The sequence below is a fragment of the Candidatus Poseidonia alphae genome (assembly GCF_943787815.1).
GTDB classification, from domain to species: domain Archaea; phylum Thermoplasmatota; class Poseidoniia; order Poseidoniales; family Poseidoniaceae; genus Poseidonia; species Poseidonia alphae.
This window is the reverse complement of record NZ_CALSNW010000001.1, coordinates 543,146-561,020: the sequence shown is the minus strand read 5'-3', so window position 1 is coordinate 561,020 and position 17,875 is coordinate 543,146. Positions and strand designations below refer to the sequence as shown.

The window sequence follows — 17,875 nt, the reverse complement described above, 5'->3', positions numbered from 1 at the left end:
ATACACTTCAGGGGGTATCAATTCAATGCCTCCTTTTCTGTTATTTTTAGGAGTTGTTCTGCAACGAAAGTACCAAGATCGGTGAGCAAGTATGCCATTCCTTGTTTGACGACCAATCCATGTCCATTGAGATTCTTTATGATGCGATTAAAATTTGTAGGATAAAATATCTCCTTATATTTGGACTTCAATTCACGCTCATAAAATTTAGAGAGGTTTGCGTTGTTAGCAGTTTGTTGTTGTGCTGTTGTGGACTTCGGTGCCTCGAACAAATTACCTTCTAAACTGGCATTTTGTCCCTCGTGATAGCGCTCCCAAAGCAGCAAAATCTGCAAGAAATTTGGAGCATCTTTTGTGTTTCCATGTGGATTTTTAAATGCATTGAGGGTTTCGTAAGCCATTTTGTTTGGGACTGGAATAAGGTGCTCTTTTCGTGTGAATGGGGATTGCTCTTCGTTTGGTAATTGATTTTTGTAAATGTATGTTGTTATGGCGCCTGAAAGCAGTGTGAAAAAGGAAACGGCACTGTGTAATTTACCGAGGGGCTGTGTTAGATCAATATTCCACCTTGACAGCCCAAAGTTCTCCTCAAAGATTTGGCATTCATTGAGGAGGCGAAGCAAAAAATCAAGATGGAATTCTTGTGTTGCTTCAGGATTGATGACAACCAAGTGTCGTTTCATATCGATCAGGTCTTCTTGAGAACGTCGCATCAGCACTCGGTGCGCATTACGTAAATCCCCAATAAAGTGAGCATCAGAGTGTTCAAATTGAACGATCGCATCTTCTAAAGTGACAACATGTGTGCCTTCAATTTCATCTGAATGACGTTGCAACACAACAAGAAGCCCATCAATTGGTTGGAGGGGTGCGAGGTATTGAAAGAGATTAAAATCCTGTTTTTCCCCCCTTTCGTTTTCCGTTTGGATGTGGGGCAGTCTCCCGAACACAATGTTGAGATTTCGCCGTATAGTGTCGTTCTCAGAAAAGCGACGGCCACAATATGAGGCGAACGCATCAGCAAAACCAGCCGGAGTGAGTTTGTACGAAACGGAGTCTTTGGCGACCGGCAACTTTTCGACAAGATTCTTTTCAACAAATGTCTGCAATGCAGGGCGCACTCCCAGCGTGGTGCCTGCTCCAGCGTATCCACTCAATCGTTCTGCGTCACTGTAACCGAGGTGCTCAGGTCTTTTGTTTTCGATGTCTTGGAGGTGGAAATGCAACAGTCCACGGAGGGTGCTGGTAGCGATGTCTGTTGTTGAACCCGTGCGCTTGATTGAAAGAGCTGGTTGAAGTGAATCAATGTGGAGAAGATGAGCGTTAGGATGGCACTGTGCACTCAGCCACAGAAGATGGTCATGCAATCTTGAGCCACGCCCGAGAAAAACGGTGGTTTCGTTGTGGAGGTTCATGCATTTTTGGATGTGATTGAGTATTGCCCATGGTTGTGATTTTAGATCTGTAGGAGTTTGTATGTTTTTGGTCTGCATTTTTGGTAATACCACACGCTCAACTGAACAGGCTACGCTAAGAGAATTGTTTAATTCTTCTTCAATCAATCCGTATTCCTCGTCTCTCGGAACAAGCAACACGCATCTTGAGATTGAAGTTCGTTGAAGCCAATCAATAACGTGCTGCGAAAGAACGCTGTTACTGCCTGCAGCGCCGTGTGCCGTGATCACTACATCCATGATATACGCTTGATGTGACACCATATATACCATTCTCGTAAGGGTCGAGGGCTTAGATGCAGTCGTTCAGTCTTTTTTGACACATATATCTCTTGTCAAGGCCGGTTTTGGTCATGACAGGAGAAGTTAAGCAGCTCACAATCCTGTTTCCAGATGCGGATTTTTCCACCGTTGTTCCCGTCCATGATGAGAGTTCAACGCTTAATGATGTCTTGAGGACCAACGGCCTTCAGTCAAGAGATGGCTCCTATCGCCTATTATCCGACTCTGATGGCATGATGGTCAATTACCAAAAAGCGCATTCAGGTCCTGATGTTATTCGTGTTGAACCACCAAAAAATGTAGCTCAAATCTGGATTGACCGATTACAAGGCCCATATTTCGCTCCTTCACAGGATCATCTTGGCCGTGATATTACGGTGCTGGGGGGCGTGGTTGACACGTTCACCACTGCTTATACTACTTCTTGGAAAAGAGGAGACCATTTGGTTGGCTATCAGTTTTCCCCTTCGGCCCCGTATTATTCCATACAAGGGTTGGTATTTCTGCAGGTACCATTGAAGGGAGCCACATCAAATCTCTATAATCCTGAAACTGGATTGTGTGATTACAAGGTGAAGTTGGAAGTCGAAAAGGAACAACTTGATGCAATCAGAGGCCTTTGGTCCGCATGGGAAATCACAGGAGGCCTGCACGCAGTCAAGTTTCGCGGAGATATCACACCGATCCCGAGGGATTTTGCACCATATCAGCCTAAGACAAGGCCTAGAAGTCGTGCCCGGAGCAGGATTGTGGAGATTGGTGAAATCTCAACCGTTCAGTTGGACCCACCCATTCACCGAAGTCGTACCACAGGCCCCAATTCCTGGCCTGTATTGGTCTGCGGTTCAGCGCAGAGCAGTCCATCACCAAAGCGTGGGGTCTTGGTAGCAAAGAGCAACCAATCACGTCCTAACATGGTGAACCTCGAGGGATTTTCATATGGAATGACGCAGTTCATCAAGATTCCAGAACAGGGGCGTACGGTCGCCCTGTATAACCCGATGATGAAGGATAATGTGGAATGCACCCTGATCAACAGCGAAGAGCATCCACTTGACGATTATCGCGGTCGCTGGGTCATTGTTCAATTAAAGCGCCATACGCGATACAAGCGAGCTCTTCGAATTGTTGCTTTCCCCAGTGATTTCCACAAAAAAGGGGGCCGAATCAATGAATGAGGCATCGTTTCGGTTTGTGTCAAAAGTGACAAACTTCGGCTTAATCAGTACCCCTAATTGATGAGAACCCAACTCAAACGGAGATGAATACAATGACCAATAATACCCCTTGCGAAGACTGCCACGGAACTACATTTGAGTTGGATATTTCTCGGGCAGAACGTACCTGTTCAGATTGCGGTTTGGTTGACAATCACTACACTCTTGATGCTGATACCAACAGCAGTTCAAGCTTGGGTGATACTCGTCATAGCGAAGCGATAGATGTTTTTTCAAACAACCCGAATTCAGCGAAAGGAGGGCGTATGAATCCTTTTGGGGATCGAACCGATTATGCAGGAAACCGCCTTACTCCTGCACAGCGCCAAATGTTCATTCGTTTGGGACGAGCTGATCGCTCCAGCCAACGTGAACAAGATCCAATGTGCCGTGAACTGAAGCAAACGCTGGCATCCATGTTTGGTGAAAACCTCGCCCGCGCCACAACACATCTTGCTGATGCCACTTGCCGAAAATTGTCCCCAGAACGGGAGGCCATCCGGAGGACCTTGTCATCGGGAGAACAAGCTGCGCTTATTTGTCCAAAGACTTCCATCACTCGAAAACCCAAGGGCATCCGAGGGAACAGCCATCAACATAATTTGCAAATTATGGCTCTTGCTGTTGCTACCCTTTCTCACAAATGGTTGAGGACACCCGCCTTTAATCCAATGCCGATCATGGAACAGTATGAAATCTCAACGAAGCAGGTAAGAAATGCAATGCAAACCATTTCCAAATCCTACAAAGCCCGCTGCCGAATGGGGTGGGCTGTGATTCCAGACGTCATGGAACGTTCTTCTCTAAGAGCCGATAAACTCGATATTGCAGCAGAGAACTTGGTGGTAGCTCTTGCTCCGCATTTCGATGATGACGATATGAAGTCAATTCAACAAATCTTTTGGGACCTTATGACCGAAATAAAGGAACCTTCTGTCGACGGTCCTATGGCTAATCTTTCCATCGGTTTCTTGTCAGGTTGTGTCATGTATTCGACCTTGAATCTCCTGGGCATGGAAAAGCATCAGCTTGGACGTATTGCAGGCGCAGTAGGGCTTTCACCTGCAGGTCTATCAAACCGGCTCAAGGATCTTGAGCTGAAATTCAAGAAAGGTCGCTTTCCCGAAGCACACTTTATGTTTGCATCTGACCCTTTGGGCACATATTCGGAGTCATGAACATGTGAACCATTTCATCATTGTGAGGTGATTCACTGTTGGTGACAGTTGTGTCAAATAATACAGAAAAAAAACCCAACGAACTGCGTTGTAGATAACCCCCCAAAGGAGAAGTCATTATGGCCAAGAAAACGTGTAAGAAGTGTGGAACCAAAACCTGCAGTAGATTTTACGAAGAATGCGATCATCCAAAATTGATCACAAGAGGTGATTACCTTCATTGTGCCTGTTGCGATGACAATCTTGGAGAATGGAGGTCAAACGAAGAATATTTCTACATTACTGGTACGCAGTATGACGTCAATTAGATGCCTCAATAGAAAACACATCAGGTGATTATATGCTATGGCAACACACCCAACGAGATGGTTCAATAAACCGAGAAGGTCGGCGCCCACCTCGTCTGAAGCATGAAGATTCAGTCGACCGCCCTCTGTATCATGGTTCACCCGTGGAAGGTCTGAAAGAGATTGAGCCGAGATCAAATTGGATAAAGAATCCGGCCCATCGAAAAGTGATTCCCCCTCTAGTATTTCTAACCGATGAGATTCAAGTTGCTCGATTGTATGCATCAGGTTGGCGAACATTTCTCCTGTGTGTTCTTCGAGGTAATACTCCAAAGTGCACCGGGTCGGTATACAGAGTTAAAACAAAAAATAAGCGATTTGCGAAAATCCCTCATCCAAGTCACGGATTTGTGTATGTCTCTACGGACTCAGTTCAAGTCAAACGAGAACTATTGCCGGAACAAGATGATTCTCCTTTGTTCACGTATGGTCTTTCAAGATTGACGTTACTCATTTGCACAGGTGCATTGGCATATGTGTTCTTTTCGAGTTGGGGGCTTGTTGCACATGGATAAGACCTGTCACTAATGACAGAAAACAAACTCAACGAACCCCGTTGTAGGTGAGAGCGCACGTAATCAAACAAGAAAAAATTGGAGATGAAGAATATGATGAACACAATGATCCCCCTAACCGTAGCAAATACACTCAACCAAACTGCAAAGCAACGCATCGAGGCCAAGCCAAATCAAACCCTTAAGCAGGTCGTTCAGGCCCAGAAACTCTCACCCGAAGGCGACTTTGACGTGTACGATCAAATGGGCAAGGTCATTTCCAACCAGCAAGCTGCGAACCATCGCGACAGCACCGTCTACGTAGGTGTGGCCAAGGTGGCCGGGGGTTCTGTTCCTCGCAATCGGGTGAAGGAACTTCAAATTGAGTATCCCTCGCTCCAACCAACCAAGCAACATTTGACGCCGACAAGCGCCCCAATGCTTAGGCTCAGAGTTCCATCCAACGGAAGGACAAAGAGTGGTTTTTGGGAGATTGTTATTTATTGCCCTAATGCCACTTCCGGCCTTATGCATGCTTATGTCCTTAATTTCAGTGAAATCGTCATCCGCCCAGGGGTCTCTTTGTATGCAACACCGCCTTCAGTATCTTATTCCAGTGGGTCGGGTAATGGAACAATTCCGGGCACTCGTCGTCGTGGTCATTGGGTCTGTCATGGAAATATTCTACCGCACCTGAATCGACTTGGCAGTGACCCTATTGTACGCGTTGGCGCTTATGTGAATCATATTCAGAATCTGCTCAACTCATGACATGCGAACAAAGGTGAATCTCATGGATGATGGATTGGATTTGAATGACCTCCCGGGTGAGCCTGCTCGAAGAAGTGTAAGCAAGGCCGCACTCTCAAAACCCAAAAAACGGCAGCTTCGTCCCGAACCTGTTCGCCAACGACCGTCCCAGCATTATGTGGATATCGCAGACAGGCACAGGGGTCGCCATCACCATTACCAAGGCTACCCACCGAATCATAATCAATCGTTTGATTATTGGGATCTCCTTTCCAAATTGATACTGTTTGCAGTGGTTCTCGCAGGTGGCTACGTTGCAGTAGTTACAGGAATCGTTGTGGTGTCCATTGTCCTTGAAATCGTCCAATTTGTATTCGATGTCATTGAAACCATCGTTAATGCCGTACTTGGAGTTGTAGGTTTTATTCTTGATGTGATCAATGCAATTGTTGAAGCGATTTTGTTTGTCATCAATCTTGTTGTCTCGATTGTCACCTTCATTTTCGAGGTGATTGAGGTTCTCATTTGGGCTGCAGTGGCGATCATCATCTTTCCATTTTGGCTCATCTACTCAATTCTCATGTATGCTAATAGCGTTCTTCTTTGGTTCTTCGGTTTCTTTTCGTAGTTATGTTTCAACAAAACCCAGTGTCAGAACCGAGGCAAAATTTCTGTCAAAATATACACAATCCAGCATTATCATGGCCCCTATTAGATGAAGGAACCAAACCAACCGAAATACAGAACAGCGAACAAAATGAATCAGGAAGTGAAGAATATGGGAAAGAACAAGATAATTATGAATCATCACAAGCGGAACCACAACGGCAATCGCCGTACTCGAAAGGACGACCCTGCTCGCAGCAACTCCAACACTTATTTCCGTTCGTGCGGCTGCGAACCCAAGAGCGTTGAAGCTCGTAACAAGATCATTGCACTTGCTGTTTCGAAGTGCAAGCCATCGTTTGAATGGAACGACCGCACACAAAGCTGGATTGCTCATGTCCCAAAACACATTACTCGAAGGTTCGGACGTTGCATGCAACATTTCGACATTGAAAAAATAAGTTCAGTCGCTCGTCATGCGGCTGCTGCAGCTTGATGGGTGAGAAGATGTTCAGGACTTCAACGTCAATTCAGTCACTAATGACAGAAAACAAACTCAACGAACCCCGTTGTAGGTGAGAGCGCACGTAATCAAACAAGAAAAAATTGGAGATGAAGAATATGATGAACACAATGATCCCCCTAACCGTAGCAAATACACTCAACCAAACTGCAAAGCAACGCATTGAGGCCAAGCCAAATCAAACCCTTAAGCAGGTCGTTCAGGCCCAGAAACTCTCACCCGAAGGCGACTTTGACGTGTACGATCAAATGGGCAAGGTCATTTCCAACCAACAAGCTGCGAACCATCGCGACAGCACCGTCTACGTAGGTGTGGCTAAGGTGGCTGGGGGGGCAATTGGAGGTATTTCTCGCCAAGAATTTAAGCAGTTGAAAACAATTGAATTTCCTCGCATGCGTCACGTCAAGAAGTATTCCTCTGATGCGCATGTCGGGGCACTTGTATTGACCCTTCCAGGTGTTAAGTCACATCGGGACAAGTCAACGATTGAATACACCGTGCTGATTGACCTTCGTTCGTTTCCGTCGCTTCCATCTGCCTATGTTCTTTCCCCGTATTCTTCAGAGATTCAACACTCAAACATTTACCGTGGCCGAAGTCTTTGCAATTGCCCCGAACAGATGAACTGAGTGCAATTTGTACAGGCGACTCGTTCACGAGACGCAATGGGCAGCGGAATGGCAGGATAACCCCTGCGGACCGCCTCATGAAGTTTGGCGTCTTTCTCGACCATCTTATTCATGTATTGAAGCATCCAAACCCTGATGATTATGCAAGGGAGGTCTAAGTTATGCAAAACCGCTTTTTCCGACAGCTTGGGTTGGTTGACCAAGAGCGCCTTCAATCGCTCAATGTGCTTGTTTCTGGGTCACATGAAGGAATTTCAGACTTGCTTGTTCTGTTTCAACAACTTGGTATTGGGGAACAAGATGGTCAAATCGGTATTCTTTGTGGAGAAGAGAAGACATCAACATCTGTGTTTTGGGACCTTGCTTTCCCGAAGTGCAATGAATTTTCCGACCTTGTAACAGTGTACGGAAACAGATACATTGTTGTAGATTCCGTACACACTGAAGATTGGGACATTCATCTTTCATTGAACGGCAGTTCAGAACTTGGGGCCAACCTGTATGGACGTTCATGGGGTCCTCGGGCATTGGTTTCTAGTGAACCGATTGCCATGGAACAGTTCGAACATCACACCCATCCGCTGAGTCCATCACTTCGCATCGCCTGTGCTTCAGCTTTGGTTGAAGCAATGTTGACCTCCATCGGGGCAAAAAACGGCATCATGGTTAGCGATGCTTGGTTCACGGTAACCTGCCGAATTGAAACAACCGACACCAACAAGGCAGCAGAATATGTTACGGGGATGAATGGGTTTCCAATGTCTTACCAGCCAACAAGCGACGGACTAGCGATTCTTGCACGTATGAGGATCCCTCATCCAATGCCCGGGAATCCATATGAATTTCTTAACATCAAGAAGGAATTGAAGCAAGATCAGGTCAACCTGCATCATAATGTTGGATTGGTGGATTGGGATTCAAGTCCAACAGAATTGGATGGAATGTCCTCAATCTTGCCCGTTGATGCTGTGATGTTGGGAGTTGGGGGCCTGGGCAGCTGGGCAGCACCATTGTTGGCGCAACAGATGCCATCAGGAACGCTTCATGTTGTTGACGGCGACCTTTCAATTGAACGCCATAATTTGAATCGTCAAGTGCTCTATCATGAAGCGCACATTGGACAAGCCAAAGCCGTAGTTGCAGAGCAGCGTCTCCAAGAACTCAATGTTAACATCAACATCGTTGCTCACGGCGAACACCTTCTGCCTGGACATTTGAACGTCGAAGAAGATGAAGAAAATGACGAGCAGATTTTTGATCTTGACGAAGGTGGTCCTGAGAGTTATCTAACCGATGCCCTTACGTCCAGTTCTCTTTATTTTGGTTGTCTCGATAACATGCGCGCTCGAACGCTTCTTAACGAAGCAGCATTGAAGTTCGAGGCGACGATGATCAACGGTGGAAGCGAATCCATTCACGCCATTGTAGAACGGTTGAATGCTTCAGAGGGTTGTATGGTCTGTCGTTACGGGCGGGATTCTGCGTATGAATCTGAGGTCATCTCCTGTACTGAAGAAGGTGCACGACCCATTGCTTCCATTGCGACCACAACGGCTTGGGCAGGTGCGTTGATGGCGGCACTTTGGCCTCATTGAGGCATCTGAACTGACCGAACAGTCTGCGCCCCGCTTGCAGTGGCATAAGGGCGCAGTTCAGCGAATCCAAGTGAATTCAAAGCCACCTTGGTTGAACGAACCATGTTTGCGTCATATTTGACAGAAAAAAGAGGAATGAACGACCGGTATTAGATGAGGAGATTGAAATGATGGAATTTACATGTCAAGCAACAGCCGAACTTGGAGAGAACAAGATTGCTATTTGTTATGAGGATAGTGCGCAAGGACGATTTCACGCCGGCTCGCCAGTAATGCTGAACGGTTCAAAGAAGACCGTTGCCCAATTGGTGATCTCTGATGAGGTCGAATCCGGTCATATGTTGATGGGAGCTACAATGCGAATTAACGCTGATGTCGCCGAAGGAGATGTTGTGTCCCTTGCACCGGTGGATGCTCAAGTTATTCAGCGGATTAGGTTTCAACCCCTCAAGCATGGGATTGATGAAGGAGACCTAGAGCGAGCAGTCAAACTTCTTGGAGAAGTGTACGTGTCAAAGGGCGATCGTTTTGTCGCTACTGTGAACGGTGAACCGATCGAAGTCTGTGCTTCAGGCATTAAGCCCGCTCATGGATGGTTGGTTCCAAACACTCGTGTTGTGATTAAATCAACCCCTGTTCGCCGTAAGGGAGAGAACATCCCAAGTGTTTCCTTTTCAGACATTGGAGGTCTTGACGAGACCATCGAAGAAGTCAAGGAAATTGCAATTGTTCCGCTTGTTCATCCTGAAGTGTATCAAAAGGCTGGGCAAGATCCACCAAAGGGCATTTTGTTGTACGGGCCACCTGGTGTTGGTAAAACCCTCCTTGCTAAGGCCCTTGCTCGGGAAGCTCAGTGCAATTTCATTTCAATCAACGGGCCGGAATTGTTCTCAGCAAATTATGGAGAATCTGAAAAGAAACTCAGAGAAGTGTTTGCTCAAGCCAAGAAAGAGGCTCCATCAGTGATTTATATTGATGAAATCGATGCTATCTCGGGGTCTCGTAAGGATGGAAAGGGCCAACTTGAAAAGCGCATCTTGACGCAATTGCTCACCGAATTGGATGGATTTGAGGATCGCGGACAGGTTCTTGTTGTGGGCTCTACAAACATGATGGATTCCATAGACGGAGCACTTCTAAGAGCGGGTCGTTTTGACCGAAGAATCCACGTTCCTTATCCTGACATCTCAGGCCGTGAACAAATTTTGACCATTCATTCCTCTTCAATGCCTCTCGAAGCTGAGTTCGCTTTGGAAGATTGGGCGAGAAAGACCAACGGATTTACCGGAGCCGACCTTGCAAACCTTTGCCGACATGCAGCCGTGGTTGCCATGCGACGCGTGTTTGGAGAGCGTTTGAAGCAGCAAGAACCTCTCAGTGATGAGGAACTTTCAGAGTTGGAAATCATGGATGAAGACTTTTCAGACGCGATGGTCCGAGCAACGCCGTATCAGTTGGAAAACCGTCGCCCTGCAAACATGGGATACCATGACATGGACCAAGTCATTGGACATGAACAGGCGAAGCAAGAGTTGCGAGAGCATTTGGTTCTGCCAATTCTCCACAAAGAAAAGTTTGCTGCAATGGGATTGAACTGCAATGGAGGTGTTATTTTGCACGGGCCACCTGGTACTGGTAAAACGATGCTGGGCAAGGCAGCTGCAAGCCTATCCGAGGTTCAATTTATGGCAGTGTCTGGTCCCGAGTTGCTTTCAAAGTGGGTCGGGGAATCTGAACGTGCTGTCAGAGAATTGTTCCAAGCTGCTCAAGAAGCAGCCCCGGTTGTCATCTTTTTCGATGAATTCGATGCTCTCGGACGCCAAAGAGACGGCGGAGAAGGCTCCTCCCATTCAAACTCGGTTGTCGCTCAGTTGCTGTCCATAATGGATGGGCTCGGAAACAACGAAGACATCTACCTCATGGCTTCTACGAACCAAATTGAATTGGTTGATCGTGCCTTTTTGCGACCTGGTCGCTTTGAGCGTGCCATTCATGTTGGGCCCCTTCCAAAGAATTCATTCAAGCGTTTCTTTGAGAACGAGGTAAAGGAATGTCTTTCTTCGATTACTGAAGACCAGTGGGATGTTTTGATCAACAGAATGGTTGATGAGGCAACAGGGGCAGACCTCTTTGGCCTGATCAACACCGCAAAACGTTATGCGGTTTCTCGTTCCATTGAACATGGAGAATTCGATGCATCTCTGGAAGAGAGAGACATGATCGCGGCTCTTGCGAGTAGCCCTCATTTGTTTGCAGGTTATGCAAATGAACTTCCTGAACCAAATGACTGGAATGATGATGATGATGATGATTGGGTGATACCATGAGTGACCGTTTTTCCCGCCAACGTGGACTGATTCGTCAATCGGTAGTCCAAGGACTTCGCGTCCACCTTGCCAGATGAGAACACAATGCCGGAGTCGTTCAAGGATGCAATGATGTGTTTGGGAGAGCACCTCGGCGTAGTTACATTTCCTGCGACCCCATCAGAAGCTTCTTACAGCGTGATTTGGAGTGGCGAAGGTGCAGTTAAGGTTGGGCTTAACCCAAATAAAATTGCAGTGACCTACGACACGCATGGTATCTATTTGGATGGAAGAGCCTCTGCTTCAGCGGTTGACCCTGTTTACGAACCCTCAATCGCCACCATTGCAGCCTGCATGGTTTGGAGCGAAATCCTTCGTCGTTCTCAGGCGTACACGCCTGTCGAGATCCCGAAGGTTTCTGTTTCAGTGAACGTAAGGGTGAATGAAAACTCACTGCATACCAATATCTCGGAACTCGAATTTGGCTTGAAGGGGCACCTCGCTCACCAAAATGTTCGTGAGACGGATGATGGTAGTGCTCACAGGAGGGTCCTCCTTCGCTTGGACGATGAAGACCCTATTGCAATTCAACTGCGAGATGCCCTAGAAATTCGGGCCTTCAATGAATACCAAGATCCCAAAAATCCATGTTTGGAATTTGAATTGCCTCCCGTTGCTCCAAGGCTTGAGGGTCACTTGACGATTGTTGGAGCTGGAGGTCTTGGCACATGGTGTTTGCACACGCTTGTTGAAGGACTGCGTCGCTCAAAGGAACAGCACGTCTCGTTCTTGATTTTTGACAAGGACATGGAAGTCGAGCGGCATAATTTGAACCGTCAAGTCATTTTCACCGAAGCCGATATTGGGCTGCCTAAAATTGAAGCAACCCGTCGCTGGCTTGCCCAGCGGCTTGATAATTCAAAGGTTAACATTGTCTATGAATTGATAGATTCGATGGCTCATGAGATTGAGGCGTGTGAAGACGGAGCGGATTTGGATGAATTTTTCGATGAGCCTATTGATTCGGACAGTGAAGTTGCAGATGTTTTGGACGCCTCAGAAGTGTTTGAACATCTCAATAAAACCGATCTTGTGCTGGGTTGCTTGGATGCTATGCGTCCGCGAGTGTTGGCCGATTTGATCGCCGCTCAACGAGGCCTACCCTACTCAAACGGAGGAATTGCAAATTATTCTGGCGAGTTTAGGGAATTTTCGACATCATCACTGGTCGAACTCTATGGGGCCTCAATCGCTCAAGACCGCAAGGTAAGTTCGTGTCAAGAAGACGGTGAAGTCCCGCAGTCATCAATGGTTCTCACGAATGCCCTTGTTGGGGCCTTCCAAGCCCTATCAGCGGTACAACGTCTATCAAAGCATCAAACTTCTGTCGTTAAATCGGTCTACTGGAATGCCTTCGAGAATGAATTTCATCTCGTACATTCCGATGGTAGATTGGATCGGGCAGCCCAAGTTGGGCGATTGGAACGAGCACTTTGGCCTGATGAGGAGGTGTCACTATGAACGAGATAACCTTCCCCAGTATTCTCCTAAAAAAGAAGGGCTTGGTCGATATTATCGAGAGAGAGCGAGAAAAACGCGAACAATCTCGTTTGAAACTACAGAGTATCGCTCAGAACAAACTCAAGAATAAAATTTCTAAGTTGATGAAAACTCACCGTTTTGATAAGGAGATCAAGAAAGCAGCCAAGGCTGGAAAAAACAGTATTGATGTCAAATTTCGTAAAAAGTATGTCCTCAATTGCGACCTCTCAGAACCGTTTATTGAAATTTCTAACAAGAAGCGAGAACTCAGCGTTTCAATCACATTTAATCAATACATCAAGAGTATCGAGGACCACTTGTTTGAGGAAGAAAACATCCAGGGTGAAGTTCTTATTGAGAGAGACGATGATTCTCACCTAACCAGTATTTCAGGAGTTCACATCGAATGGAGTAGCCTCACCCCACTGCCTCTCACGCTCGACTTCATCTGGAACCCTTCAGTTTTGATAGACGAGGTTACTGAAGATGAAACGTTTACAGAATTGTTTGCACGTATGGGTTATCTCCCCAGAGACGGAACACGTCTCGTGTTGAAGAAGGGTCGAAGAAGAGTCTCTCAACAACAAAAGGTATCTTCTTTCTTTGGAACGACGCTCACAGTTCGTCCAGAGCATTACAATGGAATGGAGGAAGCCTTTGAATTGTGATTCTGTCACTAATGACAGAAAACAAACTCAACGAACCCCGTTGTAGGTGAGAGCGCACGTAATCAAACAAGAAAAAATTGGAGATGAAGAATATGATGAACACAATGATCCCCCTAACCGTAGCAAATACACTCAACCAAACTGCAAAGCAACGCATCGAGGCCAAGCCAAATCAAACCCTTGAAGCAGGTCGTTCAGGCCCAGAAGCTCTCGCCCGAAGGCGACTTTGACGTGTACGATCAAATGGGCAAGGTCATTTCCAACCAGCAAGCTGCGAACCATCGCGACAGCACCGTCTACGTAGGTGTGGCTAAGGTTGCTGGGGGGGCAAACCATCCCGGCCTTGACCTCGATGATGATGACGCATGGGATTTGGACGATGACGAGCCATTGGTTAAGCCGCGCGAAGTAATTTTCATCCTTCCCAGTGGAGAGCGCCAGAATGCCCAACCGAATGAAGGTGAGATGCTCATTCAGGTGTACAAACGTGCGGTTGGTGGGCCAAGAGACGGTTCACCAATGGAGGTTATGGACAACGACGGCAATGTCGTAAGCAGCCGAATGGCTTCAGGAATGGTCGGTCGGTCGTTCCGTATCCAAATGAGGGTTCTCCCTGGTGGCGGTTCAGTCAAGAATAAGGGACGAACGAAGTTTTTCCGTCGTAATCCTGATCCTCATCCTGCTATTGTGCCAAAGGAGATTATTGAACAAACCACCGCTTTCACTCAGCCGCGCGGGCGCCTCGAAATGGGCGGGCTCTTGATCGGGCATGTTGATTCGTATGGTAACAACGTCGTAGTTTGCGGATTTTTCCCTCGCCAAGACCAAGCATCCTCTGGATATTGTGAATTCCATGGCTCGTTTAGTGCCATTGCTGCTGCAGCATGCGATTATGCCAATGAAAAGGCCGGAGGGCCACACACGCCAGACCTCAGGGTTATTGGTTGGATTCATACCCATCCGGACATTGGTATTTTTCTTTCAGGAATTGACGTTGACACCTTTGGTCGTTTGCGAACCCATTCATTCGAAAACCGCTGTGTAGCAGTGGTCGTTGACCCTATTCGCAAGGAACATGGTGTATTTATCAGCGAAAAGAAGGCTCAAAACCGAGATGCTTCATCGGCAGATGCGGAGGTCAACCTTGCTGAAGACCTGGAAGCTCGATACCATAAGTTCCTGAACCGCCTACGCGCAGTACAAACCAAGAAGGGAAAGACAGAGATTCCGTTTATTTTGCCTGGTGTCTTGTACCAACAACGTGTTGCTATGGGTGATGTTGACGACATCATGGAAGCCAAACTTCAAACCCTCGATAAGTTGAACCTCCATTCGATCAGTGAAACCGAACGTCTTGCAACGGCACTCCAACGCATTCAAGCAATGGAGAGTCTCATTCGTGATGTAGGGTCAAAGGTTGACCGAGAAGTGGCTCAGCTCAAGCGCAAAATCGATTCGCAAAAGTCGAAAATCCAAACACTCTACTCCAGAGATGAAATTCTAAAGAAGAAAATCGATGAGCAACGTCAGGAACTTGACACATTGAACGTGCAAATGGATGAGTTCAAAGTTGGAACCAAGTCGATTGACGATGCCGAAGAGGAACCGGTTAGCGAACATCCTATTGAAGAATCAAAAGACAAGATCCAGCCTGAAGAGGCGCAAGTTGAGGTCACATCTGAAGTTTCACTGGAACAAGAAATGGAAACTAAGGATATTGAGAATGTGAGTGCTGAAAGGCTACAGAAAGATGAACTACAACAACCCCTTGCTTCCGAGACGAAACATAACACAGAGCATGTGGATGGCGAATGACACACGTACCAATGATCATTTCGTGTACTTCGTTGGTTTGTTTTGAGCAAGTTCTTTCAACTCTTCAGCGGTTAAATTGATGGTGAGGCTCGCTGGCTGGGGGTTTTCAGCATCGTAGTAGTGAAGTTTTTTCCGCGCATTGGTTAACCATTCATTTCCTTTTTTAGAACAAATTTCACATGGAACCTTTGTTTCAATGAGGTTTCTGAAATCTTCCTTGCCCGAGCTACGCATGCGTTGTTTCCAAGTATGTTTTGCTATATTTTCATTGTCCAATGCTTCATGGATGCACTCAATAATTTGTTTTCGATCCTGTCCTTTCTCAGTGCGCTTACTCCATCCTCCTGCAAAAGAAAGATTGCATTTTGGCAGTTTAGATTGAAGGTCTTTGTGAAATTCGGTCAGAACATCAGATATTTCTTCCTGCGTCAATAAAATCCGATTAATTAGAATGAGGTCATCCCCTGCTGCAACCCACGGAGTAAGTCTATATTTTCCGGCGAGTATCTTGTTGCGGAGAGATATCGACCAATTTGCATTGAAACTAAACGATCTTCGAATGATTCGTGTATTGATGGCTATTCTAAGGTTTGACAACGTCTTTCTAACTTCTTTTTGTACAAATTCAATGGTCTTTCCTGCTTCAATTTTCCTTCCACTTGGGACGATGAATTCACCATTGAACTCTTCATCTTTGATTTGTTCTATTTGTTTAAAAACCTCATCCATCGATACTTTGTAATTCTCAATAGAATCACGGTTCTCATCATAAATCGACATGAACTCTTTTCCGATTTCAGGTTCAATCGGCTTGAATGGATGGTTGTCGTTTTTTTGAATCAAACTCACTTGAGGATTCCATACAAAATCACTCTTGAATATTGTCCCTAGACTGTTTGCATCAATGGCTATAATATCCTTGGGACGGCCAAATTCCGTTGTTCGAATTCCGCCTTCGGGGCCTAATTCGTGAGGAAGGCTCAAATTCCTCAGTTTCGAAGAGTTTGCGATGTTAAAGATGAGCCAATGTGGGGGGCAAACCCTTGAGCAATTGCCTGACGACAATTTGAACTCTTCTACATGTTCCTTCTCACAGATAATGCACGGAAATTTAGATTGCGGTTTTTCTTCAGTTGATTTAGAATTGCCGTGCGTACATTCCGCTTCTTCAGGTTCATCTTCTTTCTTCGCCTTTTTTGGCTCTACAAAACTAATTTCAGGATAAAACCACGAGGATGCATCTCCAAGCAGTTCTTTATACAATTCTTGAGGCTGAATAATTTGATTCTTAAGTTTCATAAACCAATCGAGTTTATCCTTCTCAGCCTGTTCAAAATAAATTCCAATCTCTTTTGAAATTACGTTCATGAAAGGGTGTTCATGCACACGATTCTCGTTTAGATCGAGGAGTGAATTATTGACAAAATTTCTAATGAAATTCTGTTCTTCATCTGGCGCGTTCTTCGAATAGTATGAAATCCGACCTCCGCCATCAATACAAATCCCTCCCACGCCAATGTGGGTCTTCTCACCACCGCGTAGGAGGAGGGATCGAATTCTTGCAAAGAGACTCTCAAGAATCACAGATGTTCCCGTAATAAAGTTTTGAGATTTTTTGCTGTAGTCTTCAGTATTGGCCACCCATTTCTTAATCCATGTCTGTATTTTCTTGAATTTAAATTCATGATAATTGTAAGTTTTCAAAAAGTTGTTTCGATGTCCAGTTAAATCGATAGATGGGCCAAAATTAATCCCATTTTCGTTCTTTTGAGGCCAAAAATCGATTCGGTCATGGCTAGATGAATGAAGTACAGACAGAAACCTTCGTTCATCAACCTCCAATTTGTCAGGGCGATAACACGTCGTATTCATGTGCTCATTTTCGAAATTTCTAATTGTTTCAATTATGTTAAATGTCATTTTTGCAAGTTCAACGTTCTGATCATTAATGGAGCACATGAGAACATAGTTCCGAAGAGAGTACCAACTACCAAGGTCACCCATGGTGTCATTCAACTTTGGTTCAGGGCTTGGGATTTGGTCAAGGTACAATGACAATGCGAGTGCAATAGGTGACATTGGATGTGAAGGGAAGTCAAGTGGACGCCTTCCCACGCTGATCAGCGGATAGCCTGCAATTGATTCAACCAATCGTTTCATTCTAATCTTATCATCTTCTTCGGCAGTAAGAGTTTTCTCAGGCCACTGCTGCAACAAATCGGTGAGCAGTCGAAACGGATTCGGGTATTTTTCTATATCTACTTCGTAGCGTTCAGCAAATGAACTCCATGGCTCGGGGATGATGAAATCATCCGCCTTTTCTGCCCAGGCTAGGTAAACTCTACGGGATTGGGGCGCCATTCAATCTCCTCGGAATATACTCACAAGACCTTGTATATTCGTCTGTCGCAACCCAACTTTCTGCTTTCCGAGGTATTTCACATATTATTCATGCAATGAAGTGGTCAT

The 17,875-nt window shown here is 45.9% G+C and carries 14 protein-coding genes; 12 read left to right on the top strand and 2 right to left on the bottom strand.

The annotated features are described in order from the left end of the window. Positions 1-17: 17 nt before the first annotated feature. The gene (locus AAA857_RS02475; RefSeq protein WP_338172743.1) at positions 18-1,694 is read right to left on the bottom strand and encodes a hypothetical protein; all 1,677 of its coding nucleotides are present in this window, start codon (positions 1,692-1,694) and stop codon (positions 18-20) included. A 113-nt stretch (positions 1,695-1,807) separates the two neighbouring features. On the opposite strand from AAA857_RS02475, the gene AAA857_RS02470 reads away from it, so the two are divergent. From AAA857_RS02470 to AAA857_RS02415, 12 genes are all read left to right on the top strand, one after another. After that, a complete protein-coding gene (locus AAA857_RS02470; protein ID WP_338172741.1) occupies positions 1,808-2,914 on the top strand; it encodes a hypothetical protein in 1,107 nt (368 codons plus the stop codon). 92 nt (positions 2,915-3,006) lie between these two features. Beyond that, positions 3,007-4,131 (top strand): TFIIB-type zinc ribbon-containing protein, encoded by a 1,125-nt coding sequence (locus AAA857_RS02465; protein WP_338172738.1) that lies wholly within the window; start codon positions 3,007-3,009, stop codon positions 4,129-4,131. 955 nt (positions 4,132-5,086) lie between these two features. Then, positions 5,087-5,743, top strand: a complete 657-nt coding sequence (locus AAA857_RS02460; RefSeq protein WP_338172736.1) for a hypothetical protein — start codon at positions 5,087-5,089, stop codon at positions 5,741-5,743. Between the two features lies 1 nt (position 5,744). Then, the gene (locus AAA857_RS02455) at positions 5,745-6,350 is read left to right on the top strand and encodes a hypothetical protein (RefSeq protein ID WP_338172735.1); all 606 of its coding nucleotides are present in this window, start codon (positions 5,745-5,747) and stop codon (positions 6,348-6,350) included. Between the two features lie 150 nt (positions 6,351-6,500). Then, on the top strand, positions 6,501-6,824 hold the full coding sequence (locus tag AAA857_RS02450) for a hypothetical protein (RefSeq protein WP_338172733.1): 324 nt from the start codon (positions 6,501-6,503) through the stop codon (positions 6,822-6,824). A gap of 125 nt (positions 6,825-6,949) precedes the next feature. After that, complete coding sequence (locus tag AAA857_RS02445) at positions 6,950-7,480, top strand: hypothetical protein (protein WP_338172731.1); 531 nt, start codon at positions 6,950-6,952, stop codon at positions 7,478-7,480. Positions 7,481-7,641: 161 nt separating this feature from the next. Then, positions 7,642-9,075 (top strand): ThiF family adenylyltransferase, encoded by a 1,434-nt coding sequence (locus tag AAA857_RS02440; protein WP_338172729.1) that lies wholly within the window; start codon positions 7,642-7,644, stop codon positions 9,073-9,075. Positions 9,076-9,242: 167 nt separating this feature from the next. After that, positions 9,243-11,402 carry an AAA family ATPase gene (locus AAA857_RS02435; RefSeq protein WP_338172726.1) on the top strand — a complete coding sequence of 720 codons (2,160 nt, stop codon included), beginning with the start codon at positions 9,243-9,245 and terminating at the stop codon, positions 11,400-11,402. A gap of 84 nt (positions 11,403-11,486) precedes the next feature. Further along, complete coding sequence (locus AAA857_RS02430) at positions 11,487-12,902, top strand: ThiF family adenylyltransferase (RefSeq protein WP_338172724.1); 1,416 nt, start codon at positions 11,487-11,489, stop codon at positions 12,900-12,902. Next, positions 12,899-13,591, top strand: a complete 693-nt coding sequence (locus tag AAA857_RS02425) for a hypothetical protein (protein ID WP_338172722.1) — start codon at positions 12,899-12,901, stop codon at positions 13,589-13,591. The genes AAA857_RS02430 and AAA857_RS02425 overlap by 4 nt, the downstream gene beginning before the upstream one ends. A 92-nt stretch (positions 13,592-13,683) precedes the next feature. Further along, positions 13,684-13,821, top strand: coding sequence for a hypothetical protein (locus AAA857_RS02420; RefSeq protein ID WP_338172720.1), 138 nt, complete (start codon positions 13,684-13,686; stop codon positions 13,819-13,821). A 13-nt stretch (positions 13,822-13,834) separates the two neighbouring features. Further along, on the top strand, positions 13,835-15,406 hold the full coding sequence (locus AAA857_RS02415; RefSeq protein ID WP_338172718.1) for a hypothetical protein: 1,572 nt from the start codon (positions 13,835-13,837) through the stop codon (positions 15,404-15,406). A gap of 15 nt (positions 15,407-15,421) precedes the next feature. On the opposite strand, the gene AAA857_RS02410 is transcribed toward AAA857_RS02415, so the two are convergent. Next, the gene (locus AAA857_RS02410) at positions 15,422-17,767 is read right to left on the bottom strand and encodes a hypothetical protein (protein ID WP_338172716.1); all 2,346 of its coding nucleotides are present in this window, start codon (positions 17,765-17,767) and stop codon (positions 15,422-15,424) included. Positions 17,768-17,875: the final 108 nt, after the last annotated feature.